Source organism: Vibrio sp. 779(2023), assembly GCF_033344285.1.
Lineage (GTDB): Bacteria > Pseudomonadota > Gammaproteobacteria > Enterobacterales > Vibrionaceae > Vibrio > Vibrio alginolyticus.
The window spans coordinates 504,534-526,430 of sequence record NZ_JAWPOM010000001.1 but is presented as its reverse complement, the minus strand read 5'-3'; the positions used below and the strand labels follow the sequence as shown (position 1 = coordinate 526,430).

Below are 21,897 nucleotides of genomic sequence, written 5' to 3'. Positions count from 1 at the left end.
TAAGGAATCCGATGTATACATTTGTTGCAGACAAATTGGATGTGGTTTATTTATCAACGATACCAGAAAACTACCAGTTACAAGACTTCGACGTGCCTGAAGAAGAACTCGAAATTCGTGAAATTGTAGAGGTATGGTATGAGTGTGCGTTTCTTCCTGACTTTAACCTTCAACACATCGACATCGAAAACAAAACTGCTTTGGTCGAGACACAAGCGCAAGTCGTAAACAACTACACAAGTACGCTCGCTTTTTTACTCAAAAGTCGTACTTATCGCGCAGCACTTAACCGATTATTGAGTGTATGGAGATTGGAGGCAGCAGCTAAAGCACAGCTTGAGCTGCTGTTACTTACGGAAGAACAGAGTAGCAAGCCAGTAAATTAATCGGCTAGGATAAGGGGCTAAAAATCTTAAACCCAACCATCGAATCGGAGACGTTTCTGCACGCGTTCAACCGCCTCTATCTGCATCTGACGAACACGCTCGTTAGACACGTTTAATAACAGGCCTATTTCCGACAAGGTTTTCACTCTCTGGTCAAATAATCCGAATCGATGGATCAAGACTTTCTGCAACTTAATTGGCAAAGTTTTAATAATATTTTCAATAGCTTGAGTAAAGCACTGGTTTTCACAGTCTTGTTGTGGATCTGGCGTATACTCACTTTCACACAGTTCAAGAACAAATGGAACACGATGTAGGTCCGCAGTGGTCGATACATCAATAAAACCACTTAGAGCAACAAGTTCATCTATACGTTCTGCTTTCACCCCTGAGCAGCGTGAGAGTTCAGAAATAGACAACTCCTTGCTCTCACTTTTTGACGCATCGAGCTTTTTTAAAGCCAGGCTATTTATCTCTTTGCACACATGAGCAGGTAAACGTACCGTGCGGCCATTGTTCATTAATGCCGCTTCTATATTCTCGCGAATCCACCATACCGCATAAGTAGAAAAACGGTAGCCTGGCTCAGGATCGAACTTATCGACCGCTTTTATCAAACCAATGTTACCTTCTTCTATTAAATCGAGCAGAGTAAAGTTATTACCTGGCCGTTTGAGGTAACCTTTTGCGATTTTCACAACAAGTCGAAGATTAGACTCAATCAACATTTCGCGCGCTTCTTCATCACCAGCTCGATTAAGTTTGGCGTAATGCAACTCCTCTTCACGAGACAACAAATCAATCCCCACAATATCTTTGAGATAGTGAGCATAAGGGTCTTTCCCAACTGACAACGATTCTTTCATTGACAGTTCATCCGTGACAGCTCGGAACCTAGCAAAGCATTCGTTGTTCATTCCCCGTCCTTCTCAAGCCAACTTATTTCTTATCTTCTTTAATTGTTTTTGTACAACACCGTATGCATCATGCTTTATATGCATTACTTTACACTGAGTGTAGACAGGGGTTCTGATCTTTACCAAGAAATCGCTTATCACTTTAAAACAATTACTGCTTCTATGATAAAAACGTGAGCAGGTGGGGGTTATATATATGAAAGTGCGAATATTTGTACGCAAATTGGCCTCAAAGAAAACAACGCAACGTAATCGTCAACGCTTACCACGTTACTCTGACTAAACCTTTGAGGCTTGAGGATGGTTTGAAGTATCAGTTGAATTAGCGAGACCTAATTCACTTGACGAAGCGCAGGTTGAAGCTGACAGTCTGTTATAACTTGGAAAACTGCACGATTCTTTCCTTCAGACTTACCTTGATACATCAACTCGTCAGCATCTTGCAAGCTCACGATGTGGGTAAACTCAGGATAGTAAGCACAGCCCAAACTGATACTCAAATGAATTGCTTGTCCACCCAGTATAACAGGCTGATCGTAAACTGCTTTACAGAGCATATTGGCAAAATTGAGTGCTTCTCGCTCTGACAGAGACGACGTAACGAGTGCGAACTCTTCTCCTCCAATTCTCGCCAATGTCATTCGGTCATCAGTCATCGACTTAGCGGCTTCTGCGATGGCAACTATTGCTCGGTCTCCAGCAAGGTGGCCATATCGATCATTGATTGATTTAAAATCATCAATATCAAACACCATCACCGTTAAGTTTCGCTTCAAATGATTCAGTAGCGCCAATTGCTCAATAAGGTGTCTACGGTTGTATAGCTTTGTGAGAGAATCCGTCAACGTCATCTCCAGCAATTGCTGATTGGCAATCGTTAATTGCCTTGTCCGAAGAGCAACCATACGTTTGAGGGCAAAAATATGATAAAGCGTTGCAACCGCCATGATGAAAATGGCAATAGGGAAAAGATAAAGTGGATAAACCGTTTTCACCACACTCCAACGGGTGAGGATCCGCTCACGATCCGTATCGATGACTTTTTCAAACGCTCTTGATACCTCTAAAATGGAAGTTGCACTGTGCATTCCTGCTGCAATCCGAAGATCTTTACTATATAAGCTAATTGTCGGGACAAACATACCCGCTCCCGGCGTGGTTGCCATATAAAAGTTAGCAACTTGCAGGTCTGCAACGAAGTACAGCACCTTTTTATCGACGGCGGCTTGTATCATCGAATCATTGTTAATGTATTCTGCGATAGGTGCATTCGGGTAATTCGTCTGAACAAACTCAGACTCGTAACTTCCTTTAACAACGCCAATTGGCAGCGTCATTTCGCCAGTTAAAACACTCCTGATATCAACCGAAAGTACATCTTTATTTACGTACAATTTGGTTTGGATAGGCATTATGACTGCGCCAAAGTCCATATACTTCGCTCTTTCGGGCGAGTAGACAAGTCCTCCGTGAAAGTCAGCCTTACCCTCTTTTACGGCTTGTAAAGAAGCATCCCAATCCAAAAGGAGAAACTGAACGTCGATTTGGTTGTTCGCCGCGTACTCTTTCCAAAAGTCGATTAAAATACCTTTAGGTTCACCATCTGGGCTAAGGTAAGAGAACGGCTTCCACGCTTTGGAGTTAGCAACAATTAAAGAATGAGACTCTGACTTGTGTGCATGCGCCATCGGACAAATGGACAGCCACAGTAGTAATAAAGAAGCACACGCTTTTTTACATTTGCAACCATAAGTACCATAACTCGTCGATGACATACCTACTTCTCACCAGTCTTTTTAAACCATAATCTCGGCTGTTTGATTAGACTAAAGATATAGTAGAGTTGCATAATACAGGAAGTGACGCTTATTGATATGAATCTAACTTAGTAAGTTTTAGTACTTAATTGGTACTTTCAACGCTTGGTTCGCTGAAGCAGTTGAAGCAGTACATGATAAATTAGGAAAACTTATCTGGTACTAAAAAATTGAATATCATCAGTTTTGCAAACACCTAGTACCAATAAAAAAGCCCTATTCAAAATCCACCTTGGGGAGAACTTTGAATAGGGCTCTTTGCCTCTATGCTTCATTTTACGGCTGAAGCTACCTTTACCTTTTTTCGCTTTAACGACTCGTATTTGGAACAGCTGACTGGTAACAACCGCTTTTAACGCGTTGTCTTTGATTTCACCTCTGCCGAAGTCGGTCTCATGTTGTGAGCCACTCGGTTGAGGACTGATTTTACGCTTTGCCATAAATCCTCCTTAATGGTCGAACCAGATTGGACAATAATTATATAAATAAGTCAAATTTATAGATTTAGTTGAATTTTATGCTAAAAAACTTCACATCACCGTCATTTATTTGAAATTTAATCAAAAACATGCTGGTTAAATAGTGACTAAATACAAATATTTGTCCATAAAGCACTAATATATGTTGACTCTTCGTGGAATTAACCTAGACTCAAACACGGCTAGAAAGAAAGTTCTTTGTTTTCACATTTCGTTGGATTACTTGTAACCCGTCGTCCTGTGGTACGCAATAGCAATTTATTTTTCCACGCTATAAGCGCCGTTGAGGCGAAAGATTACATTATTTAGATATTTAGGAAATAGACATGTCTAACACAGCTACTGGCACAGTTAAGTGGTTCAACGAAACTAAAGGCTTCGGTTTCATTCAACAAGAAAACGGTCCTGACGTATTTGCTCACTTCTCTGCAATCACTGGTGACGGCTTCCGTACTCTAGTTGAAGGCCAGAAAGTAGAATTTGTTATCTCTCAAGGTCAAAAAGGCCCTCAAGCAGAGCAAATCAAAGTACTTTAATTCTTAAAGAATTTGATACGATAGCCAGCTTTTAAAGCTGGCTATTTTTTTGCCTAAAACTTATTTTGCCAACAAAACGATATAAATCTATGGCTCTTAAACCAACCATTTACAAATTTCGTATCGCCATTTCCGATATGAATAATGACTATTACGATTCTAAAAATCTAACTATCGCCCTTCACCCTTCTGAAAAGCCGCAACGAATGTTGGCTCGCATTCTAGCTTACTGTTTAAATGCTCAAAGCAATCTGGAGTTTACAAAAGGACTCTCTACGATTGAAGAGCCTGATTTATGGCATGTTGGCGATGATCAAAGCATTACTCACTGGATTGAAATTGGCGAACCAGAACCAGACAGAATTAAGAAAGCTTCTCGCCTAGCAAAGCATGTAAAAGTTTACACTTATAACACCAAAGCGGCTGTCTGGTGGGACAAAATGTCAGGAAAGTTCTCAATGCTTCCCGTCAACGTAGAGAGCTTTGACTATGACGCTATCGACTTGATTTGTCAGCACCTTGACCGAGGTACTAGCCTTTCTGTTATGATTACTGGCAGCTCAATTTTTGTTGATATCAATGATCAACATATCGAAGTAACGGTGAAGGAACTAAAAAACCATGACGTCTCTTAGTGAACTGAGTCAAGAGATGGGATTTGAAGAAATCCCCTTTGTTAAAGAACATAAAGCAGCAAAGCGACGTTGGTTAAAAGAACAGTCACAACTATTTACAAAAGTTTGTGAGAACAAACCCACAACAGCACCTACTCTTCACCTGCTTGGCCTTTTGACCAAATCACATATTGAAGCAAGTGCTAACTACGAGCAAAATGCTCACTCTACCCAGCGTATGCAGCAAGTTCTGACTGACTCCTTGGGTAATGAGCACGCGGATAAGTTTACTAACCAATCTGCTGAAGACCTAATCTTAGTCACCCACCTTTGGTTATACACGCAAGGCTATTTAAATATGGATTTCAGCTTGGCGCACGATCATGCCGAGCAGACTCAAAATACATTGCAGCACGAGCTTGTCATAAAACGCATGGACGTTGATGCATTCAGAACCGAACTCATGCAAAGTTTTTATCAAGGTAAAGAAGCCCGTCCGGCTTCAGCAAGTGGCTTTTGGGGTTGGTTTACACGTCTATTTTCCGCATAAAATACATGGTTTTATCCATTTCAAACAACTGATAGACTTCACGCTCAGTGCAACAAGCATCATGATTGCATTCTTAAAGGACAATTACCCAATGAACATCAAGGGATCATTATGAAGTTTATCCGTTGGATTTTAGGCAAGGTTATCTTATTGCTGAACGCGGTGTTCTCACCTCGTGGTATTAAGCGCACCGCAGAAGAACAGCAACGTATTGATGAAAAAGCGAAACAATACGCACTTTACCAATTTGAAGCCTGCCCTTTTTGCGTAAAGGTCCGCCGTGCAATGAAGCGTCAATCGGTGAACATTGAGCTACGTGATGCAAAAAATAACCCGACTCATCGAGCTGAACTAGAGCAAGGTGGTGGGCGAGTTAAAGTCCCTTGTCTTCGTATCGAAAAAGATGGCGAGACACAGTGGTTATACGAGTCATCTGACATCGTCGCTTACGTTGAAAAAGAATTTGCCTAAGTTCCCCCTATGAACATTGGCGGATGTAAAAGAGGCACCTAACGGTGCCTCTTTTCTATTTTTTCTAGCTAAATGTTGCCGTGCGAGCTTTCCTTATTCAGTCTTCTTGCTCAACTCCGAACTTAAACTCCACTAAGCAAATAACGGGTATGCAAGAACAACACAACGAAGATTACCACCCAACGTCTGCGTTATTCATCCACGATCAATGTTAGCTCTACGCGCCGATTGCAAGCTTTACCACTCGCTGTCGCATTGCTGCACTTCGGTACATACTCTCCGAAGCCTCTAGAAAACACTCGTTGACGTGGAATACTCGTCGCCAATAGTTGTTTTTCTACTTCACGAGCTCGCTTTTCAGATAGCGTGTCGTTGAAGCTTTCAGCTCCCGTACTATCCGCATGACCATCAATCACGACATCAACATCAGTTCTTCCCGCCAGATAGTGACCAATGTTTCGAATCCAGTCTTGAGATTGAGCAGATAACCTTGCTGAGCCCGTTTGAAAATGCACTTGCTCTTTCAAACGTATCATCAGGTGGCCACCACTGAGCGTCTCGTGAGGAATGTTATGCCTGCTCAGGAACATTTCCAGAGAGGTCACGTTTTGCGACTTTTTTACTGACGCCCTCGCCGTTTGATATGAACGAGAGGAAGAAGCCACATTGGATGCGCTCGGGTATCCCCACTCTGGGTGTCTCAGCTCAGTGTTTGATTTAGGAGCTGTATCTAAAATGTTCCCACCTGGGACCATATCTTGATCGAGGCTACTGCACCCGGCCAGAATGCCACAAACAATTAAAAACCAATGCTTCATACCATTACCAACGTAGAAAAACTCTTGTTCATTGTGTCGACAAAACACGCCGAATCTTTAGCGCTTTTGTCCACCGATTGGTTTGTCTATGCAGCGTTCATGCCACTGGAGTCAATGCAAAATCATCTCTCAAATAAAAAGCAACACTAAAATACCCTACCCTTGCAGCCCATACGTCAGGCAAAGTCTGTTACCAATGGTCTCACTTTATTGTTATTTAATGGTTTTAGTCACTATCGTTAACCGATAAACTAACGCAAATTTCTCATTTAGAGCACTACTATGTTAAAAACCATATCGAAAGGCTTTGCTGTTGTTGTTGCCGTAATGGCTTTGTCGGCATGCGATAGCGGCAAGAGTCAGCCTCAGCAAGGCAAACAATACGAAGTTTTGCCAGTATCCCTTGAAGAATATGATTTAGCTCCCCTGACTGAAGCATTCTCTTTAACTTGTGACCACTGCCGCTCAATGGAAGAGTTTGTCCCTCAAATTGAATCATTGACCGATCAAAGCGTTGAAAAAATGCATGTAACGTTCAATGAAAGTGCACAAGTGAGCGCCATCATCTTCTATACTGCCGTAATGCAGCTTGAATCAACACCAGATAAAGCGTTTATGGCGGATCTTTTTACTGCTGTGCAAATGGTTGCCGATGCAACAGCTGAAGAACGCCAAGTCGCTGTTGAGAAAGCCTTTGAGTCTCGCAACCTTATCAGCCCTTACCATTTAGATGAAGCACAGCAAAAAACGCTGTTTGAGTACATCACTAAGGCAGAAGCGATCACGACTCGCGGCCAAATTAACTCCGTTCCAGCCTTTATCGTGAACGGAAAGTATCAAGTGATTACTGGTGGTCATGACAGCGTTGAAGCCATGGCAGAAACCATCAAATTTTTGCTAAAACAACCTAAATAGACAAGGAGATTACGTGTCTAAATTTTTGTTTCCTCTTATTATTTTTATTTTGGCGGGCTTTTTCATTTACCGTACTTGGACAAACCATAAAGTAGCAGATGAAAACTTTGCCAAAGGCCAAGCATTCTTACTAGAAAATGCGAAAAAAGAAGGCGTTATCACAACAGAAAGTGGCCTTCAATACATGGTTCTTGAAAAAGGCGAAGGTGAGGTTCACCCAACTGCAACAAGTAAAGTAAAAGTACACTACCACGGCACCTTGATTGATGGCACGGTATTCGATAGCTCTGTTAATCGTGGTGAGCCTATTTCATTTGGTCTTAACCAAGTCATTAAAGGCTGGCAAGAAGGCCTACAATACATGGTAGAGGGTGAGAAAATCCGTCTATTCGTACCAAGCACGCTTGGCTATGGTAAGAGTGGCTCTGGCCCAATTCCACCAGCAAGTGTTTTGATCTTTGATGTTGAACTGCTAGAAATTCAATAAATCTAGAAAGCTTTGTCTTAAAGCCAAAGTATCAAAACCAAAAACGCCGCGAACCACGCGGCGTTTTGTGTTTTAAGAGAGGTTAAAAACCAATATAGTGATCCGAAAGCAATGCAATGAACAACGCCAAAAGATGATAGATAGAGAATTTAAACGTCTCCATCGCGGTATTTGGCTCTGGTGCATATTTTAGCTTCCATGCATGGTACATAAAGCCAGCATTGAGTAGTAGCGAGGCAAAAAGATACACCACGCCGACCATACCAACCAAAACCGGTAGAACACAAACCAAAGTCAATAGCACCGTATACAACAGAATAGAAGTTTTGGTGTACTCAATGCCGTGTGTCACTGGCAGCATGGGAATATCTACCTTGCGGTAATCCTCGACACGATGAATAGCGAGAGCCCAAAAATGTGGTGGCGTCCAGATAAAAATGATCATCACGAGCAGCCAAGCATTCGCATGTAATTGCCCTGTTACAGCAGTCCAACCGAGAAGAGGCGGCATCGCACCGGCAATCCCTGCGATGACGATATTTTGGGGCGTAGCACGTTTGAGGTACATTGTGTATACCATCGCATAGCCGAGCAAACTCATCAAAGTCAACCATGCCGTCAGCGGGTTGACCATCGCATAGAGAAGTACAAACCCTAAGACACCTAAAACTGTAGCGAAGGCTATCACCGATGATGGTTTAGTCTCACCCGATGGCAATGGTCGTTTGTGTGTGCGTGCCATTCTCGCATCAATTCGGCGGTCAATTAGATGATTAAACGCTGCCGCAGACCCGGCCATCAGACCAATCCCCGTTAGGCCAACTACCGCCTGCAACCAGGGGAAATCATCAACCGGGGCTAAGCTCATCCCTACTACTGCCGTCACCAACATTAACGCCACCACTTTAGGTTTCGTTAACTTCAAATAAACGGAACTTAGTCGCTTTCGCCCATTTAACGACAGCGCGATTTCTTTACTCATAGCGAACTCCTTTCGCGGTGTAATTCCAAGCCGTTTTACCCTGCCACAAGTAAAACTGGCTAACACAAACGAGACTCAACATAACAGCGGCACCAAGGTTGTGCGCCACCGCGACATAGATAGGAAGTTGAAATACTACGTTGCTTACACCCAGCATAATTTGGCACACCAGAGTGAATAACAACCACCCTCCGATTCTCTGTGAATGATGAGAATCTTGCCTCATAAGCCCAATACTATAAGCCAATACCACGGTGGCGGTAACAATAGCGCCTATACGATGAGTGACGTGTATAGTCATTCTTGCCGGATACTCCAAAACACCAAATTCATAATTCTCGAATCCAGTTTGCCAGAAAGAAAACGCTTCTTTCCATGAGAGATGGCTCATCCAGTCTCCCTCACAAATCGGCAGTGTGTTACACATCAGCGCTGCATAATTTGACGAAGTCCATCCTCCAAGGAGCACTTGCACCAAAACAACCAGAAAAACCAACAATGAAAAGCCTCTCAGAGAGCTAGAAGATGGAGAGAAATAGAGATTGTTTTGCGCTTTTAATTGGCAGTAAAAAATCGCCTGTAACGCCAATAAAACAAAACCACCGAGCAAGTGAAGCATCACGATGACGGGCATTAATTTAAGAGTAACTGTCCACATTCCCAAAAGTGCCTGCCCAATCACCAATACGCTGAGCAACATCGGAATGGTTGAATTTACACGCTCAGACCTCATTGATATCGCTGCCATCGCAAAAATAACTAAACCTAACGTTCCTGCAAAATAGCGATGAATCATCTCAAGCCATGCTTTCTCATGCTCTACTGCCCGCTCGGGGAAGTTCAGGTTAGCACGTATGACGTCTTCTTCTTGATGCGGCACAGAAAAGTGCCCATAACAACCAGGCCAATCCGGGCAACCTAACCCTGCATCTGAAAGGCGAGTATATGCCCCTAACATGATCACCACGAGAGTTAGCAGCAAACTGAATCTAACCAACTGAATTAATTTCATATGCACTTCCTCTAACCGACTCGTGACAGTTTTAAGAGCTTGCGTAAGTCCGCCAACATACCTTTATTCAATAGGACTAAGTCCTCATTTGGTTTCGGCGAGTAAGACATCACCAGTTGCCCAAGAGGATCAACGATCAACATTTGCCCAGGTTTCACTTTTGCGGTAACCAATTCATTCATTTGCATCGCTAACATCGATACTTCTATGGGATCTGAATGCTCAGTCTGCCAAACGACTGGCACTACTCGCTCTTGATACTTACCTAAAGCAACATGGCTTTGCTGAAGCAGGTAAAGCTGCTGTTTACACTGTTCAGTGCATTCGTTAGGCAATACATAAGCGAGTTGCCAACCATGGTCTTTGAGAGGTGACTCTTGACCAAGTTGCTCTAACGTCGTGTATGGTTCGACTAACTCGCCTCTATTGGTCACTCCGCTTTGATACCACCCTTGTGTGAGAATGACTTTTGCAATGACAGCGGGAAGCGCGAACGTACAAACCAGCGCAATCAACATTAGTCGTCCTTTGGTTACTTTAGATGTCATGCTTCACCTCCATGTGACGCAACTTTTTTTGCCAACGAACAAAAACAATTAAAGTCAGTAATAAGAAAACACCTGCCATCGAAAACCATTGAATCGAATAGCCAAAATGTTTGGCACTATTGAGTGGCAATGGATTCCAAGGAAAGTCATAGGGCCAACGAGTTAAATTGTCTGGCTGCAAGACTGCGGGCATAAGTTCAATATTCAGTAGCTGATTCAATTGCGCGATGTTTAGGTTTTGCACGCGAATAACATCGCCAACTTCCGGCATTAACTCTGAACTCAGTGGATTAGTAGATTTTCGGTACAGGCGTCCTGTGATGAAAGTCGAATTATCGAGTTTGGTGACCGTTGGTAACATTGAGCGTTCTGCTCTTCCCTCGACAAAACCAAGCTCCAATAACGCATAGGCACTAGGCTCATCGATCGTCAATACAATCTGAAATGCTAAATATCCCACACTGCCTTGATGCGTTTGGTTGTCTAACAAAATTACGGGAAACGCCTGAGGAACAACATTAACTTCCACTTTTTTCCCGAGGATACTTTCCTCTCGCCAGTCATTGTCTTCAAGAACGACGCTTAGTGCTTGGTACGCACTATCCGCACGCGCGAGAATGGCTTGTTCCAATGCTTGTTTTTCTTGCCCTCTCTCAAACTGCCAAAAACCCAGTTTGACCAAAAGAGAAAACACAACCACAGTTAAACCAACTGCAACCCAAAACCGTTTCGATAGCCATAATTGTCTTGATAACAACAATGATGAAACCGGAGGTGCCATGTCCACCGTATTTCTATTCAAACTGACGCTTGTCCTTTTGCTGCTTTTCATTATCTTCAACCTCGCAAAAGCGCTTATCGAAATGGTTCGTGAAGACCCAGATAATCCTGAAAAAAGAGACAAACCCATGAGTCATTACTTAGGCCGTCGAGTCATGTTCTCCGCTTTGGTGGTCATCCTTCTGCTTATTGCGCTCAGCTCGGGTTGGCTAGCGCCAAACCCACGCCCTTATTAGTCGGACCAAGAGTTCACAATGACCCTAAAGTACGTAAACAAACACAAACAGACATAACCAAACCACATCCACGAAATGCCAATACCAGCTGCCCGCTTGAAAGGCAAAATGGTTCTTTGGCGAAAAGTGATCTTTAGCGATTCTGAACAGCAGCACGATTAAGAAGATAGTCCCAAGACAAACGTGTAAACCGTGGAATCCCGTCAACATGAAGAACGTGTTACCGTAAATACCGGACTGCAACGTGAGCCCTATGTCTTGATAAGCATGAACATACTCAACCGCTTGGTAATATAGGAAAAAGCCAGCAAGTACGATGGTTATCTCTAACCAAACAATCAGTGCCGTTCTTTTGTCTTGTTCAAGGCTTATATGCGCCATATGTAGCGTAATAGACGACAATAGCAGCAAGATAGTGTTGGTAAGGGGTATGCCCTGCCACGGCATAGCTTGTGTTGTTTCTCCTCCCGGCGTCAGTGTGAGTGGCCACATCGCTTCGAAGGTTGGCCACAGGACTTCGTTAGTCATGAAGTTATTATCTGCCCCACCTAACCAAGGCACAGAAATCATTCTGGCGTAGAACAAGGCACCAAAAAAGGCACCAAAAAACATCACTTCAGAAAAGATAAACCAGCTCATTCCTTGGCGAAAAGAACGAGTAATTTGCGCGCTGTATTTTCCACTCAGTGATTCAGTAATCACATTACTAAACCAACCAGCCAACATGTAAAGCAAGAACAAGAAGCCCACCGCTAGCACAATGCCACCAATGGTTCCCACTGCACCGTCACTTTGTGTCCCCTGGACGGTCATGCCTGCGCCAACAGCAACCAAAAACAGAGCAAATGCACCGATGATCGGCCAGCTACTTTGAGCGGGAACATAATATGTTCCTGGCTTGTTACTCATAATTTCTCTCCTTACTGACCAACCTTGGTCTGTATCTCTCTCCCTGAGTGGCTAAGAGCCTGTAGGAGGGGGAAGTTTATAGAGTGTGTAAGACAGCGTTAACGTGTGTATAGACTCCGGCAAGTCCGGTTCGATATAAAAAATCAACGGCATTTGAGCTTGCTGTTTACCATCCAGAGGCTGCTGGTTAAAGCAAAAACACTCAATCTTATTGAAGTAAGCAGCTCCAGTCCCGGGAGAAACAGAAGGAACGGCTTGCCCCACCAACTTCTGCCCGCTTTCATTAAATGCAAGGTATTCGGTTTGTACGACTTCACCTGGGTGAACATCCATCGAAATCACTTTGGGTCTAAACTCCCAAGGCATATCTGGGCTGACATGCGCCATAAACTCCACGCGAACAGTTCTGCTCATGTCCGGTTGCATACCTGTCGGTTGAATGGCGGCTACTTCACTTGTCTTTCCATTGATTCCCAGTGCGTCGCACATCACGTCATAAAGTGGGACCAGTGCATAGCCGAAGCCAAACATTAACAGGGTCGCCAAAAGCAACTTCACTGTGAGCTTCTTGTTTGATGGATTCGGTTTCATGTCACTCACCCCACTCTTTGCTAGTCAATCTTAGGCGGTGTAGTAAACGTATGATGCGGCGCAGGGCTTGGTACTGTCCACTCTAAGCCCTCCGCACGTTCCCACGGTTTTGCAGAAGCCTTTTCCCCGCTACGAATACACTTGATCACCAACCATAAGAAGATCAGTTGTGACAACCCGAATGCAAACCCACCAATTGATACTATTTGATTAACATCAGCAAACTGAATGGCGTAATCCGGTATGCGTCTTGGCATGCCCGCTAAGCCTAGGAAGTGCATTGGGAAAAACAGGACATTGACGGAAATAATTGAGCACCAGAAATGCCATAAACTCAGCTTGTGGTCGTACATATTGCCCGTCCACTTAGGTAGCCAGTAGTATGCCGCTGCCATGATCGAGAATACCGCACCAGATACCAACACATAATGGAAATGGGCAACCACGAAGTAAGTGTCATGATATTGGAAATCCGCCGGCACAATCGCCAACATCAGTCCCGAGAAGCCGCCAATAGTAAAAAGCACAATAAAGGCAATGGCAAACAACATTGGCGTTTCAAATGTCAGAGCTCCACGCCACATTGTGGCAACCCAGTTAAAGACTTTAACCCCCGTTGGTACCGCAATCAGCATAGTGCAATACATAAAGAAGAGCTCAGCAAAAACTGGCATCCCCGTGGTAAACATGTGGTGCGCCCACACAAGGAAAGATAACAATGCAATGCTGCACGTCGCGTAAACCATCGAATGATAACCAAACAGCTTCTTACCACTGAAAGCAGGCAGAATGGCGGAGATGATTCCAAACGACGGTAAAATCATGATGTACACTTCTGGGTGACCAAAGAACCAAAAGATGTGTTGGAACATTACCGGGTCACCACCACCAGCTGCGTCAAAGAAGCTAGTCCCGAAATATTTGTCAGTAAGAACCATGGTCACCGCACCCGCTAATACCGGCATAACCGCGATTAGCAAGAAAGCGGTAATTAACCAAGTCCAAACAAACATTGGTAACTTGAACCAAGTCATTCCCGGAGCTCGCATATTTACGATCGTCACGATAACGTTGATCGCGCCCATAATGGAGCTAATACCCATGATATGAACAGAGAATACAAACAGCGCAGTGCTATCCGGGCCATAAGTCGTGGACAGCGGAGCATAAAACGTCCAACCAAAATCAGGACCGCCGCCAGGTAAAAACAACGAGCTCAACAAAATAAGAAATGCAAAAGGTAAGATCCAAAAGCTCAAGTTGTTCATGCGCGGCAGCGCCATATCTGGAGCGCCGATCATCATCGGGATCATCCAGTTAGCAAGACCCGTAAATGCTGGCATCACCGCACCAAATACCATTACTAAACCGTGTACCGTGGTCATTTGATTAAAAAACTGCGGATCGACTAGCTGTAGCCCTGGCTGGAACAGTTCGGCACGAATGATCATAGCCATCGCACCACCTGTTAGAAACATCGCAAAGCTAAACCAAAGGTAGAGGGTGCCTATGTCTTTATGGCTTGTAGAATACAACCAACGAGTGATGCCCTGGGGTGCATGATGCTCGTGACCATCATCAATCGCAATGGTACTGTTCGCACTGGCTTCTGCTGGCACAGACTTCACTGCCTTATCTATTGGCTTACTCATATTTCCTCCTTAGCACTGCCTTGTGCCTTAAAGGCATTCACATCGGATGCTTGCACTGTATCGCCAGTATCGTTGCCCCATGCATTTCGTTGATATGTGATAACCGCGCCAATTTCTTTGTCACTTAACTGATTAGAAAAAGCCTGCATTGCGGTGCCCGGGCGACCGTTGACAATAATATCTATGTGCTCTGTAACATCTCCGGTTGCAATAGGACTGCCTTTAATCGCGGGAAATGCACCCGGAATCCCCTCACCATTTGCCTGATGACAGACAGCGCAGCGCGCCGTGTATATAGACTCGCCTTGCGACATCAATTCATCCATAGATAAGTCTTGAGAGAGCGCTTCTTGTGCCGCCGCTTTTTGAAGTGCGAGTTCTTCCTTCTTACTCGCTAGCCATTCATCGAACTTCTCTTCTTCCATCGCATGCACCACCACTGGCATAAATCCGTGTGCACGACCACATAGCTCCGCACACTGACCGCGATATACGCCTGGCTCATCAATTCTTGTCCATGCTTCATTAATAAAACCTGGAATGGTGTCTTTCTTGACGGCAAAGTCCGGTACCCACCAAGAGTGAATGACATCATCAGAAGTCATCAAAAAACGCACTTTGCGATTCACAGGCAACACCAAAGGGTTGTCTACTTCCAGTAAGTAATGTGCGCCTTTAGCTTCGATTCCATCAATTTGTTTTTGGCTGGTGGCAAGCAAACTAAAAAACGCAACATCTTCGCCAAAATAGCTGTAATGCCATTTCCATTGCGAGCCTGTGATCTTGACCGTGATATCCGATTGGCTTGTGTCTTCCATTGCTACTAGAGTTTTTGTTGCGGGAATCGCCATAGCGACAAGAATGATGATGGGTATGACCGTCCAAATAATTTCCACTTTTGTGCTTTCATGGAAATGTGCGGCAACTGCTCCTTTTGACTTGCGATGACGGAAGATGGAATAGAACATCACACCAAAAACAATCAAAGCAATTACACAGCAGATATAGAAAATCAGCATATGTAATTCATACACTTGCCCACTTATCTCTGTGACCCCTTTTGTCATGTTGTAGTCATTTTCCTTTGACCAACCAAAAGAGGAAAATGTGATTAAAATCACATTCAGTGATAAGGCTAGAGTAGTCGTTAATCTTTTCAAAAGATCTCTCCTCTGCTCAGCCGCTACGCCTACGCGAGCTTCCTTGCGTCCCGATGCAAATATCGAACAACTTTACGAAAAATCACAAAAACTACGATTTCGACACAGTTTGTTATATTTATGTTAAAAGGCTAGTTATAGTTCCAAGGTTCTTCAAGAAATTAAATATGATTAAATTTTGTTCGGATAAGAAAAATTAATTCGGTTTATCGATTGCCCTCTTTGAAATGTAATTGAGAACCATTTACATTGATTTAAAAGAAAACATTGAGATACTTACCAAACGAAGTGTCCAAGAAAGTAGGCTCCCCCTACTAAGGAATGACTGATATGACAGCACTAATTACGCAATGGCTAGAACGAGACCCTGATCCTAAGACTCGTGAAGAGCTACAACACCTCGTCGATACGAACAATGAACAAGAACTTACTGATCGCTTTGGCTCACGCCTTGCCTTTGGTACTGCAGGCTTACGTGGCAAAGTGGGCGCAGGTCCAAACCGAATGAACCGCTTGGTGATTCAAGAGACCGCCACTGGTTTAGGGCACTATTTACTTGAGCAAGTCAAAGATGCCGCGAGTCGTGGTGTCGTTATTGGCTACGACGGTCGTCCCGATTCAAAACAATTCGCGCATGATACCGCATCCGTACTGACGGCCCTTGGTATCAAGGTTTACCTAACGTATGACGTTGCAGCAACCCCAATTGTTGCGTTTGGTGTCCGTACATTGAATGCTGCGGCCGCTGTTGTTGTTACTGCCAGCCACAATCCACCAGAATACAATGGCTTCAAAGTATATTGGGAAAATGGCGCACAGATTATTCCTCCACACGACTCTGGAATCGCAGTGAAAATTGATGACGCAACAACGAAGCCATTACCTTTAATGTCTCTCGATGATGCAAAACAGCACGGTTTGTTAGTTTGGTTGGAAGACGACTACTACCAAACTTACCGTAAGACAATGAATGAAAACGCGCTGCTTACTCCTGACAACAATACCGATATATCTATTGCTTACACCGCAATGCATGGCGTTGGCGCGAATATGGCGGAAACGCTACTTGCCGACGCAGGCTTCCAAAAAGTGGCAAGTGTTAAGGAACAACGCGAACCTGATGGAAGCTTCCCAACCGTCAACTTCCCAAACCCTGAAGAAGCCGGTGCAATGGATATGGTAATGGCATTAGGTAAGTCCGTAGATGCCGATATCGCTTGCGCGAACGACCCAGATGCGGACCGTTTTGCCGTGGCAGTTAAACGCCTAGATGGCGAGTATCAAATGCTAACAGGTGATCAGGTGGGCTCACTGTTTGGCGATTACTTGCTGGAGCAGCAACCTAACGCTTTGGTTGGCAACACCATCGTATCCTCAAGAATGCTGAGCAGCATCGCTAAGGCGCATGGCGCACAATACTATCAAACATTAACTGGCTTTAAATGGCTTACTAACGTTGCCATGGAACAAGAGACAGAAACCAACCCATTCTTGTTTGCTTATGAGGAAGCGCTCGGTTATACCGTGGGTAACAAGGTGTGGGATAAAGATGGTTTATCTGCAATCGTCGCGTTTTCACAGCTAACAGGCAAGCTTAAAGCGCAAGGCAAAACACTGTGGGATAAACTGGAAGAGCTGTACCGCGAGCACGGTTTCTACTTCAACGCACAACGCAGCATCGCTCTCGACCCGAACTCTCCACCAATCGGCGACAAACTCCGAGCAAATCCACCAACAGAGATTGCTGGTAAAAAAGTTGCAGTAACCGAAGATCTTAAAACATCGGTTCGCATGTTTGACGACGGCTCTGAAGAATCCATTGACTTACCAGCAAGTGACGTATTGATTTATCACCTAGAAGATCAATCTCGCGTGATTGTTCGTCCTTCTGGTACTGAGCCAAAACTAAAATGTTACTACGAAGTCATCAACCTCTTCCCTGCGGATATGAGCTATGAACAAGCACAGCAAGCAGCAGAAGCGAAGATGAACGAACTTATCGACGCGCACCAGCAAAGTTTGTAAGTCAAAGAGAAACATAGATATTTGATACAACAAGAGGCGCAAATTCGCGCCTCATTTTTTGATTTTAACGAGAACAAGTCAAGCTAACCCGTGCTTTCCCTAGCCTACAATTTCCTTTTGTAGAAAGTACTTGTGGATGCTCTCTGCAGGATAGCCTGAGTACTGCCCCACTTTCTCAAAACCCAATTTGAGATAGAACTCAAGAGCTTGAAAGCTGTAGGTATCCAAATAAACATGGGTAACCCCATGAGGCTTTACTTTTTGTTCTAGCATCGACATTAATTGGCTACCGAGACCAGAGGTTCGACTTTCAGCGTCTACCCACAAAAACTCAACAAATACCGTATTTTTAAACATTTCGCCAGTCAAGCCACCCATGATCTTGCCATTCTCATCTTTTGCGAAACAGCCTACAGCATGCACTTCCCCTCCAGGTAAATGCAGTCGGTTATAAGATCGAATACCTTCACGAACAAAATCAAGGTCTGTTTGATCTGGATTTAAACAAAATTCAAGCTTCATATATCCTCTCCTTAGGAAACACCAATATCCTAAAACAAAAAGCCAGCAATTGCTGGCTTTCTGATGGAATATGATAACTTTACAAGGCGAAACTACTCAGCATCCACAACGCCAGAATAACAAACACTAACCCCATTAGTTTATGTTGATACGTGCGGAATTTTTCGTTCTCGAGCAGCCCTTTGCCCAATGTGCCTGCTAACCCAACAAGTAATAAATTGAATGACAAGCCAAGAACGTTCAACAATAACCCTAGCGCTAGCATCTGCTCACCAGAAGATGCCGTGATATTGCTTGAGACAAACTGCGGCAAAAACATCACAAAAAAGACCAAGGCTTTAGGGTTGAGCAAATTACTCATCAAAGCACGTTGATAATAAGTTGATGCCATTTTGTTTTGACCATCAAGCTCTGGAGCCGAAGATGCCTCAGCTCGTAAGCAGTCCCAACCCATTTTTAACAAGTAAGCGCCACCTAGTAGATGAAGGACTTTAAGGGCTATTGGGCTCATGGCAATCAGGGTAGATACACCCATTGCTGCAAGCAAAGTAAGAATAACACCAGACGTCGCATTGCCTAAGCTAGCAAACAGACCGACCTTCTTACCGTAACTCATACTAGAGCTCGCTATCAGCAACATATCGGGCCCTGGTAACAGCAACAAAGCCACTACTGCGGTGAGATAAACAGGAAGTACAGATAAATCAATCATGATGGAACCGCTTTTCTACAACAAGGCGGCGAATGTTATACCAACAAAATGACATCATCCAGCCCAAAATAGCCAAGATAATTCAAAAAATAAAAATCATAGTTTGCCCATATGAAAAATAGCAATCAATTCGCCTGTTTATCAAAATCGAATAGCAATTTTGTACAAAAATAAGCACGATGGATCCGTTACACTTCTAAAATGATTTTCTTGAGCAGACCGGATAAAGATGAAAGAAAAGAATAAGGAAATCGCTACCTTCAAGATAGCTCAAGAGCTCGGAGGTTTAGAGCTTCTCGATGCAAAGTATGAGAAGCAGAATTTTTCACGCCATAGCCACGAAGGTTACACTATTGGTGTCATCGAAAAAGGGGCACAACAATTTTTTAGGACGGGCGGGAATCATATCGCGCCACAGGACAGCATCATCCTTGTTAATGCAGATGAAGTACACAACGGGCATTCAGCCTCGGAAGGCGGCTGGGAATACAAAGCAATGTACCCCGTACCTCAGCAGTTTCAAACTTTAGGACAAGAGCTTGGCTCACCAAATGTAGCTCTGCCCTATTTCCCTCAACCTGTGGTTTACGATCCTGAACTGGCTAGTCAGTTACGATTGGTATTTGAAACACTAGAAAAATCAGACAACCGTTTATTGAGAGAAACTTTGGTTTACGGCACGTTGATCAAGCTAGCCAGTAAACACAGCACTCATCGGGCACCACTGAAAGAGTCAACCAGAGCTCAGCGACAAGTGCAGCTCGTCAGAGAATTTTTGGAAGACTTTCCACAAACGGACGTCTCACTAGAAGAACTCGCGAAACTGTCTGGATTAAGCCCTTTTCATCTGCTGAGAGAGTTTCAAAAGCAATTTGGCTTTCCGCCTCATGCCTATCAAATTCAGCAACGTTTACGTATGGCGAAGAAGCTACTAAAAATGGGACAAAAAATTTCAGACGTGGCACAAGAATGCGGCTTCCATGATCAAAGCCATCTGCATCGACACTTTAAAAAAGCCATGGGCGTCACTCCAGGCCAATACGTCCGTCATAGCTAAAGCAGCAATATTGTACAAGGCGTTATGCGACTACCGAGCTATCTTGGTAATCTGATTTAGGAATAAATAAGAAGAAACTATGGACCACACTTTGCCGTTACAAAAAGAATCAAAAGCCACGCTATTTTGGCAAGGTACACTTGCGATGATGCCTCTGAGTATCGCAGTGCTCCCTTGGGGCTTACTCGCAGGCTCATTCGCAATTGATACTGGGCTTCACCCTTTGGAAGGGCAAGCACTATCCGCCATTTTGTTCGCAGGTTCTGCACAGCTCGTCGCGATGGGAATGATTAAAACGGGAGCAGGTCTAGTGACCATGTTACTGACAACGCTTTTTATCACCTCTCGACACTTCCTCTACAGTGTATCGATGCGCAGTAAAATTGCACCGCTCCCTCTAAAATGGCGATTATCACTCGGCTTCTTACTTACTGACGAGCTGTTTGCGATTGTAGGCCACCATTCCGATAAACAGTTTAATCGCTGGTATGCACTTGGGGCTGGTCTGAGTTTTTACCTGTTTTGGAATGTCGCGACATTGACGGGCATTATTGCGGGAAGTCTAATCCCTGAACTGAACGAAATGGGTTTGGAATTTGCTGTAGCCGCAACTTTTATCGCGATAGTAGTACCCACCATTAAAAATGCAGCAGTGCTCGCGAGTGTTATTGTGGCTTTGGTGAGCTCAGTTGCCCTAACCTATTATCAAATTGAGGGAAGTTTGATGATTTCAAGCATTTTAGCCATGCTTACTGGTTACTTTGTGGAACAAGTAAAGGAGAAACGCTAATGATCATGTTGGCTATTTTGCTGATGACGGTACTTGTTTTCACCAGCCGCTACTTGTTTTTAGAACCCAAGCTACCATTGCGATTAGGGACGCGCACTCAAAAAGTACTCAATTACGCTAGCCCCGCAGTACTGACTGCGATCTGGGCACCTATCGTTTTCATTCCCGATGGGGAGCTCAGCGTCAATGTGCAAAACCCATTTTTACTGGCTGCCGTACTGGCTGCTTTAATCGCGTATTTTACTAAAAATGTTCTTTTAACGACGGTTATCAGTATGGTGGTATTTCTCGTTCTACGAATTTGGCTTTAATCCGCCAACCACTCAATCTCCAACAAGGTGACATCGCCACACTTTAATCGACCAAGGAAGATGTCACCTTCATGTACCTCACCAACGCCCTTTGGTGTACCAGTCATCACTACATCGCCATCTTGAAGTGTTGTGTAACTGGTTAATTCATCCAGGATAGTTAGCGGCGGGTAGAGCATTTGGTTAACGTGACCTTTTTGTACACGAACACAGTTAATTAAGAGCTCAAGGTTAAGATCATTGATATCAATGTTATCCAAAGAGACAAACCGACTAAACACAGCAGAGCCATCAAATGCCTTAGCACGCTCCCACGGCAACCCCTGATTTTTAAGCGAGGATTGCAAACCACGCTTGGTCAGATCCAATCCCAAACCAACCGCTGAATAACGTCCATCCTTGATCAAAAAGCAGATTTCAGCCTCATAATGAAGGGGCTCTTGATGGAATGAACGCAGAGTTGTTGATACGGAAGTTGCGGGTTTATTAAATACCACCATTTGCTCAGGCATTGCATTATTAAGCTCATGAATATGTTCAACGTAATTTCGTCCAACACAAAGCACTTTACCCACTTCTACTTTCTTTTCTTCAACTTGAATAACACTCATCATTCTTCC

27 protein-coding genes are annotated in these 21,897 nt (G+C 44.0%); 12 read left to right on the top strand and 15 right to left on the bottom strand.

The window, feature by feature from the left end:
• Positions 1-11 precede the first annotated feature (11 nt).
• On the top strand, positions 12-386 hold the full coding sequence (locus R8O70_RS02360) for a hypothetical protein (RefSeq protein WP_005375619.1): 375 nt from the start codon (positions 12-14) through the stop codon (positions 384-386).
• Positions 387-412: 26 nt separating this feature from the next.
• Here the strand turns inward: R8O70_RS02360 and R8O70_RS02355 are convergent, their stop codons facing one another.
• The 3 genes from R8O70_RS02355 to R8O70_RS02345 form a co-directional block, all read right to left on the bottom strand.
• A complete protein-coding gene (locus R8O70_RS02355) occupies positions 413-1,303 on the bottom strand; it encodes an RNA polymerase sigma factor RpoD/SigA (protein WP_025768458.1) in 891 nt (296 codons plus the stop codon).
• A 332-nt stretch (positions 1,304-1,635) separates the two neighbouring features.
• A complete protein-coding gene (locus R8O70_RS02350) occupies positions 1,636-3,078 on the bottom strand; it encodes a diguanylate cyclase domain-containing protein (RefSeq protein ID WP_017635871.1) in 1,443 nt (480 codons plus the stop codon).
• Positions 3,079-3,272: 194 nt separating this feature from the next.
• The gene (locus R8O70_RS02345; protein ID WP_167415931.1) at positions 3,273-3,560 is read right to left on the bottom strand and encodes an alternative ribosome-rescue factor A; all 288 of its coding nucleotides are present in this window, start codon (positions 3,558-3,560) and stop codon (positions 3,273-3,275) included.
• Between the two features lie 365 nt (positions 3,561-3,925).
• Between R8O70_RS02345 and R8O70_RS02340 the strand changes: the two genes are divergently transcribed.
• The 4 genes from R8O70_RS02340 (at position 3,926) to R8O70_RS02325 (ending at position 5,770) form a co-directional block, all read left to right on the top strand.
• Entirely contained in the window at positions 3,926-4,135 is a 210-nt protein-coding gene (locus R8O70_RS02340) for a cold-shock protein (RefSeq protein WP_005375625.1), read from the top strand.
• 89 nt (positions 4,136-4,224) lie between these two features.
• Positions 4,225-4,770 carry a YaeQ family protein gene (locus R8O70_RS02335; protein WP_005375627.1) on the top strand — a complete coding sequence of 182 codons (546 nt, stop codon included), beginning with the start codon at positions 4,225-4,227 and terminating at the stop codon, positions 4,768-4,770.
• Positions 4,757-5,299 carry a hypothetical protein gene (locus R8O70_RS02330; RefSeq protein WP_167415930.1) on the top strand — a complete coding sequence of 181 codons (543 nt, stop codon included), beginning with the start codon at positions 4,757-4,759 and terminating at the stop codon, positions 5,297-5,299. Before R8O70_RS02335 ends, R8O70_RS02330 begins: the two co-directional genes overlap by 14 nt.
• 111 nt (positions 5,300-5,410) lie before the next feature.
• Entirely contained in the window at positions 5,411-5,770 is a 360-nt protein-coding gene (locus R8O70_RS02325; RefSeq protein ID WP_005375631.1) for a glutaredoxin family protein, read from the top strand.
• A gap of 191 nt (positions 5,771-5,961) precedes the next feature.
• On the opposite strand, the gene R8O70_RS02320 is transcribed toward R8O70_RS02325, so the two are convergent.
• A complete protein-coding gene (locus R8O70_RS02320; protein ID WP_085569492.1) occupies positions 5,962-6,588 on the bottom strand; it encodes an OmpA family protein in 627 nt (208 codons plus the stop codon).
• A gap of 282 nt (positions 6,589-6,870) precedes the next feature.
• Here R8O70_RS02320 and R8O70_RS02315 point away from each other — a divergent pair, with 282 nt between their 5' ends.
• Positions 6,871-7,503 carry a thiol:disulfide interchange protein DsbA/DsbL gene (locus R8O70_RS02315; RefSeq protein ID WP_262638080.1) on the top strand — a complete coding sequence of 211 codons (633 nt, stop codon included), beginning with the start codon at positions 6,871-6,873 and terminating at the stop codon, positions 7,501-7,503.
• A 13-nt stretch (positions 7,504-7,516) separates the two neighbouring features.
• Positions 7,517-7,990, top strand: coding sequence for an FKBP-type peptidyl-prolyl cis-trans isomerase (locus R8O70_RS02310; protein ID WP_005375638.1), 474 nt, complete (start codon positions 7,517-7,519; stop codon positions 7,988-7,990).
• Between the two features lie 82 nt (positions 7,991-8,072).
• Here the strand turns inward: R8O70_RS02310 and cyoE are convergent, their stop codons facing one another.
• Genes cyoE through R8O70_RS02290 form a run of 4 tightly spaced genes read right to left on the bottom strand, consistent with a single transcriptional unit; the run spans position 8,073 to position 11,313 of the window.
• Positions 8,073-8,972, bottom strand: coding sequence for a heme o synthase (gene cyoE, locus R8O70_RS02305; RefSeq protein WP_005385222.1), 900 nt, complete (start codon positions 8,970-8,972; stop codon positions 8,073-8,075).
• A complete protein-coding gene (locus R8O70_RS02300) occupies positions 8,965-9,984 on the bottom strand; it encodes a COX15/CtaA family protein (RefSeq protein ID WP_318184037.1) in 1,020 nt (339 codons plus the stop codon). The genes cyoE and R8O70_RS02300 overlap by 8 nt, the downstream gene beginning before the upstream one ends.
• Before the next feature lie 11 nt (positions 9,985-9,995).
• On the bottom strand, positions 9,996-10,532 hold the full coding sequence (locus R8O70_RS02295) for a hypothetical protein (RefSeq protein ID WP_031780953.1): 537 nt from the start codon (positions 10,530-10,532) through the stop codon (positions 9,996-9,998).
• Positions 10,522-11,313, bottom strand: coding sequence for an SURF1 family protein (locus tag R8O70_RS02290; protein ID WP_031780952.1), 792 nt, complete (start codon positions 11,311-11,313; stop codon positions 10,522-10,524). Before R8O70_RS02290 ends, R8O70_RS02295 begins: the two co-directional genes overlap by 11 nt.
• Between R8O70_RS02290 and R8O70_RS02285 the strand changes: the two genes are divergently transcribed.
• Positions 11,312-11,548 carry a DUF2909 family protein gene (locus R8O70_RS02285; RefSeq protein WP_005391169.1) on the top strand — a complete coding sequence of 79 codons (237 nt, stop codon included), beginning with the start codon at positions 11,312-11,314 and terminating at the stop codon, positions 11,546-11,548. The genes R8O70_RS02290 and R8O70_RS02285 overlap by 2 nt on opposite strands.
• A gap of 24 nt (positions 11,549-11,572) precedes the next feature.
• On the opposite strand, the gene R8O70_RS02280 is transcribed toward R8O70_RS02285, so the two are convergent.
• Genes R8O70_RS02280 through coxB form a run of 4 tightly spaced genes read right to left on the bottom strand, consistent with a single transcriptional unit; the run spans position 11,573 to position 15,860 of the window.
• Positions 11,573-12,457, bottom strand: coding sequence for a cytochrome c oxidase subunit 3 (locus R8O70_RS02280; protein WP_318184036.1), 885 nt, complete (start codon positions 12,455-12,457; stop codon positions 11,573-11,575).
• Positions 12,458-12,508: 51 nt separating this feature from the next.
• On the bottom strand, positions 12,509-13,048 hold the full coding sequence (locus R8O70_RS02275) for a cytochrome c oxidase assembly protein (protein WP_005385211.1): 540 nt from the start codon (positions 13,046-13,048) through the stop codon (positions 12,509-12,511).
• 20 nt (positions 13,049-13,068) lie between these two features.
• On the bottom strand, positions 13,069-14,700 hold the full coding sequence (gene ctaD / locus R8O70_RS02270) for a cytochrome c oxidase subunit I (protein ID WP_318184035.1): 1,632 nt from the start codon (positions 14,698-14,700) through the stop codon (positions 13,069-13,071).
• Entirely contained in the window at positions 14,697-15,860 is a 1,164-nt protein-coding gene (gene coxB / locus R8O70_RS02265; protein ID WP_213970917.1) for a cytochrome c oxidase subunit II, read from the bottom strand. The genes ctaD and coxB overlap by 4 nt, the downstream gene beginning before the upstream one ends.
• A gap of 330 nt (positions 15,861-16,190) precedes the next feature.
• On the opposite strand from coxB, the gene R8O70_RS02260 reads away from it, so the two are divergent.
• On the top strand, positions 16,191-17,885 hold the full coding sequence (locus R8O70_RS02260) for a phospho-sugar mutase (protein WP_318184034.1): 1,695 nt from the start codon (positions 16,191-16,193) through the stop codon (positions 17,883-17,885).
• Positions 17,886-17,984: 99 nt separating this feature from the next.
• On the opposite strand, the gene R8O70_RS02255 is transcribed toward R8O70_RS02260, so the two are convergent.
• Both R8O70_RS02255 and R8O70_RS02250 read right to left on the bottom strand, forming a co-directional pair.
• Positions 17,985-18,407: a GNAT family N-acetyltransferase gene (locus tag R8O70_RS02255; RefSeq protein ID WP_318184033.1), complete on the bottom strand. Its 423-nt coding sequence runs from the start codon at positions 18,405-18,407 to the stop codon at positions 17,985-17,987.
• 79 nt (positions 18,408-18,486) lie between these two features.
• Complete coding sequence (locus R8O70_RS02250) at positions 18,487-19,119, bottom strand: LysE family translocator (RefSeq protein ID WP_005375522.1); 633 nt, start codon at positions 19,117-19,119, stop codon at positions 18,487-18,489.
• 229 nt (positions 19,120-19,348) lie between these two features.
• Here R8O70_RS02250 and R8O70_RS02245 point away from each other — a divergent pair, with 229 nt between their 5' ends.
• The 3 genes from R8O70_RS02245 (at position 19,349) to R8O70_RS02235 (ending at position 21,277) form a co-directional block, all read left to right on the top strand.
• Positions 19,349-20,176: an AraC family transcriptional regulator gene (locus R8O70_RS02245; RefSeq protein ID WP_005385198.1), complete on the top strand. Its 828-nt coding sequence runs from the start codon at positions 19,349-19,351 to the stop codon at positions 20,174-20,176.
• A gap of 79 nt (positions 20,177-20,255) precedes the next feature.
• Positions 20,256-20,966, top strand: a complete 711-nt coding sequence (locus R8O70_RS02240) for an AzlC family ABC transporter permease (protein WP_213885957.1) — start codon at positions 20,256-20,258, stop codon at positions 20,964-20,966.
• A complete protein-coding gene (locus tag R8O70_RS02235; protein WP_005385193.1) occupies positions 20,966-21,277 on the top strand; it encodes an AzlD domain-containing protein in 312 nt (103 codons plus the stop codon). The genes R8O70_RS02240 and R8O70_RS02235 overlap by 1 nt, the downstream gene beginning before the upstream one ends.
• On the opposite strand, the gene R8O70_RS02230 is transcribed toward R8O70_RS02235, so the two are convergent.
• On the bottom strand, positions 21,274-21,888 hold the full coding sequence (locus R8O70_RS02230) for a fumarylacetoacetate hydrolase family protein (protein ID WP_017635857.1): 615 nt from the start codon (positions 21,886-21,888) through the stop codon (positions 21,274-21,276). The two genes, R8O70_RS02235 and R8O70_RS02230, sit on opposite strands and share 4 nt — an antisense overlap.
• Positions 21,889-21,897: the final 9 nt, after the last annotated feature.

Excerpts from the sequence above, each read along its gene's own strand:
- R8O70_RS02260 (WP_318184034.1), top strand. The coding sequence starts at position 16,191 with ATGACAGCACTAATTACGCAATGGCTAGAACGAGACCCTGATCCTAAG.
- R8O70_RS02325 (WP_005375631.1), top strand. The coding sequence starts at position 5,411 with ATGAAGTTTATCCGTTGGATTTTAGGCAAGGTTATCTTATTGCTGAAC.
- cyoE (WP_005385222.1), bottom strand. The coding sequence starts at position 8,972 with ATGAGTAAAGAAATCGCGCTGTCGTTAAATGGGCGAAAGCGACTAAGT.
- R8O70_RS02360 (WP_005375619.1), top strand. The coding sequence starts at position 12 with ATGTATACATTTGTTGCAGACAAATTGGATGTGGTTTATTTATCAACG.
- R8O70_RS02250 (WP_005375522.1), bottom strand. The coding sequence starts at position 19,119 with ATGATTGATTTATCTGTACTTCCTGTTTATCTCACCGCAGTAGTGGCT.
- R8O70_RS02330 (WP_167415930.1), top strand. The coding sequence starts at position 4,757 with ATGACGTCTCTTAGTGAACTGAGTCAAGAGATGGGATTTGAAGAAATC.
- R8O70_RS02300 (WP_318184037.1), bottom strand. The coding sequence starts at position 9,984 with ATGAAATTAATTCAGTTGGTTAGATTCAGTTTGCTGCTAACTCTCGTG.
- R8O70_RS02255 (WP_318184033.1), bottom strand. The coding sequence starts at position 18,407 with ATGAAGCTTGAATTTTGTTTAAATCCAGATCAAACAGACCTTGATTTT.
- R8O70_RS02340 (WP_005375625.1), top strand. The coding sequence starts at position 3,926 with ATGTCTAACACAGCTACTGGCACAGTTAAGTGGTTCAACGAAACTAAA.
- R8O70_RS02275 (WP_005385211.1), bottom strand. The coding sequence starts at position 13,048 with ATGAAACCGAATCCATCAAACAAGAAGCTCACAGTGAAGTTGCTTTTG.
- R8O70_RS02295 (WP_031780953.1), bottom strand. The coding sequence starts at position 10,532 with ATGACATCTAAAGTAACCAAAGGACGACTAATGTTGATTGCGCTGGTT.
- R8O70_RS02285 (WP_005391169.1), top strand. The coding sequence starts at position 11,312 with ATGTCCACCGTATTTCTATTCAAACTGACGCTTGTCCTTTTGCTGCTT.
- R8O70_RS02315 (WP_262638080.1), top strand. The coding sequence starts at position 6,871 with ATGTTAAAAACCATATCGAAAGGCTTTGCTGTTGTTGTTGCCGTAATG.
- R8O70_RS02230 (WP_017635857.1), bottom strand. The coding sequence starts at position 21,888 with ATGAGTGTTATTCAAGTTGAAGAAAAGAAAGTAGAAGTGGGTAAAGTG.
- R8O70_RS02245 (WP_005385198.1), top strand. The coding sequence starts at position 19,349 with ATGAAAGAAAAGAATAAGGAAATCGCTACCTTCAAGATAGCTCAAGAG.
- R8O70_RS02335 (WP_005375627.1), top strand. The coding sequence starts at position 4,225 with ATGGCTCTTAAACCAACCATTTACAAATTTCGTATCGCCATTTCCGAT.
- R8O70_RS02350 (WP_017635871.1), bottom strand. The coding sequence starts at position 3,078 with ATGTCATCGACGAGTTATGGTACTTATGGTTGCAAATGTAAAAAAGCG.
- R8O70_RS02320 (WP_085569492.1), bottom strand. The coding sequence starts at position 6,588 with ATGAAGCATTGGTTTTTAATTGTTTGTGGCATTCTGGCCGGGTGCAGT.
- R8O70_RS02240 (WP_213885957.1), top strand. The coding sequence starts at position 20,256 with ATGGACCACACTTTGCCGTTACAAAAAGAATCAAAAGCCACGCTATTT.
- R8O70_RS02235 (WP_005385193.1), top strand. The coding sequence starts at position 20,966 with ATGATCATGTTGGCTATTTTGCTGATGACGGTACTTGTTTTCACCAGC.
- R8O70_RS02355 (WP_025768458.1), bottom strand. The coding sequence starts at position 1,303 with ATGAACAACGAATGCTTTGCTAGGTTCCGAGCTGTCACGGATGAACTG.
- ctaD (WP_318184035.1), bottom strand. The coding sequence starts at position 14,700 with ATGAGTAAGCCAATAGATAAGGCAGTGAAGTCTGTGCCAGCAGAAGCC.
- R8O70_RS02280 (WP_318184036.1), bottom strand. The coding sequence starts at position 12,457 with ATGAGTAACAAGCCAGGAACATATTATGTTCCCGCTCAAAGTAGCTGG.
- R8O70_RS02345 (WP_167415931.1), bottom strand. The coding sequence starts at position 3,560 with ATGGCAAAGCGTAAAATCAGTCCTCAACCGAGTGGCTCACAACATGAG.
- R8O70_RS02290 (WP_031780952.1), bottom strand. The coding sequence starts at position 11,313 with ATGGCACCTCCGGTTTCATCATTGTTGTTATCAAGACAATTATGGCTA.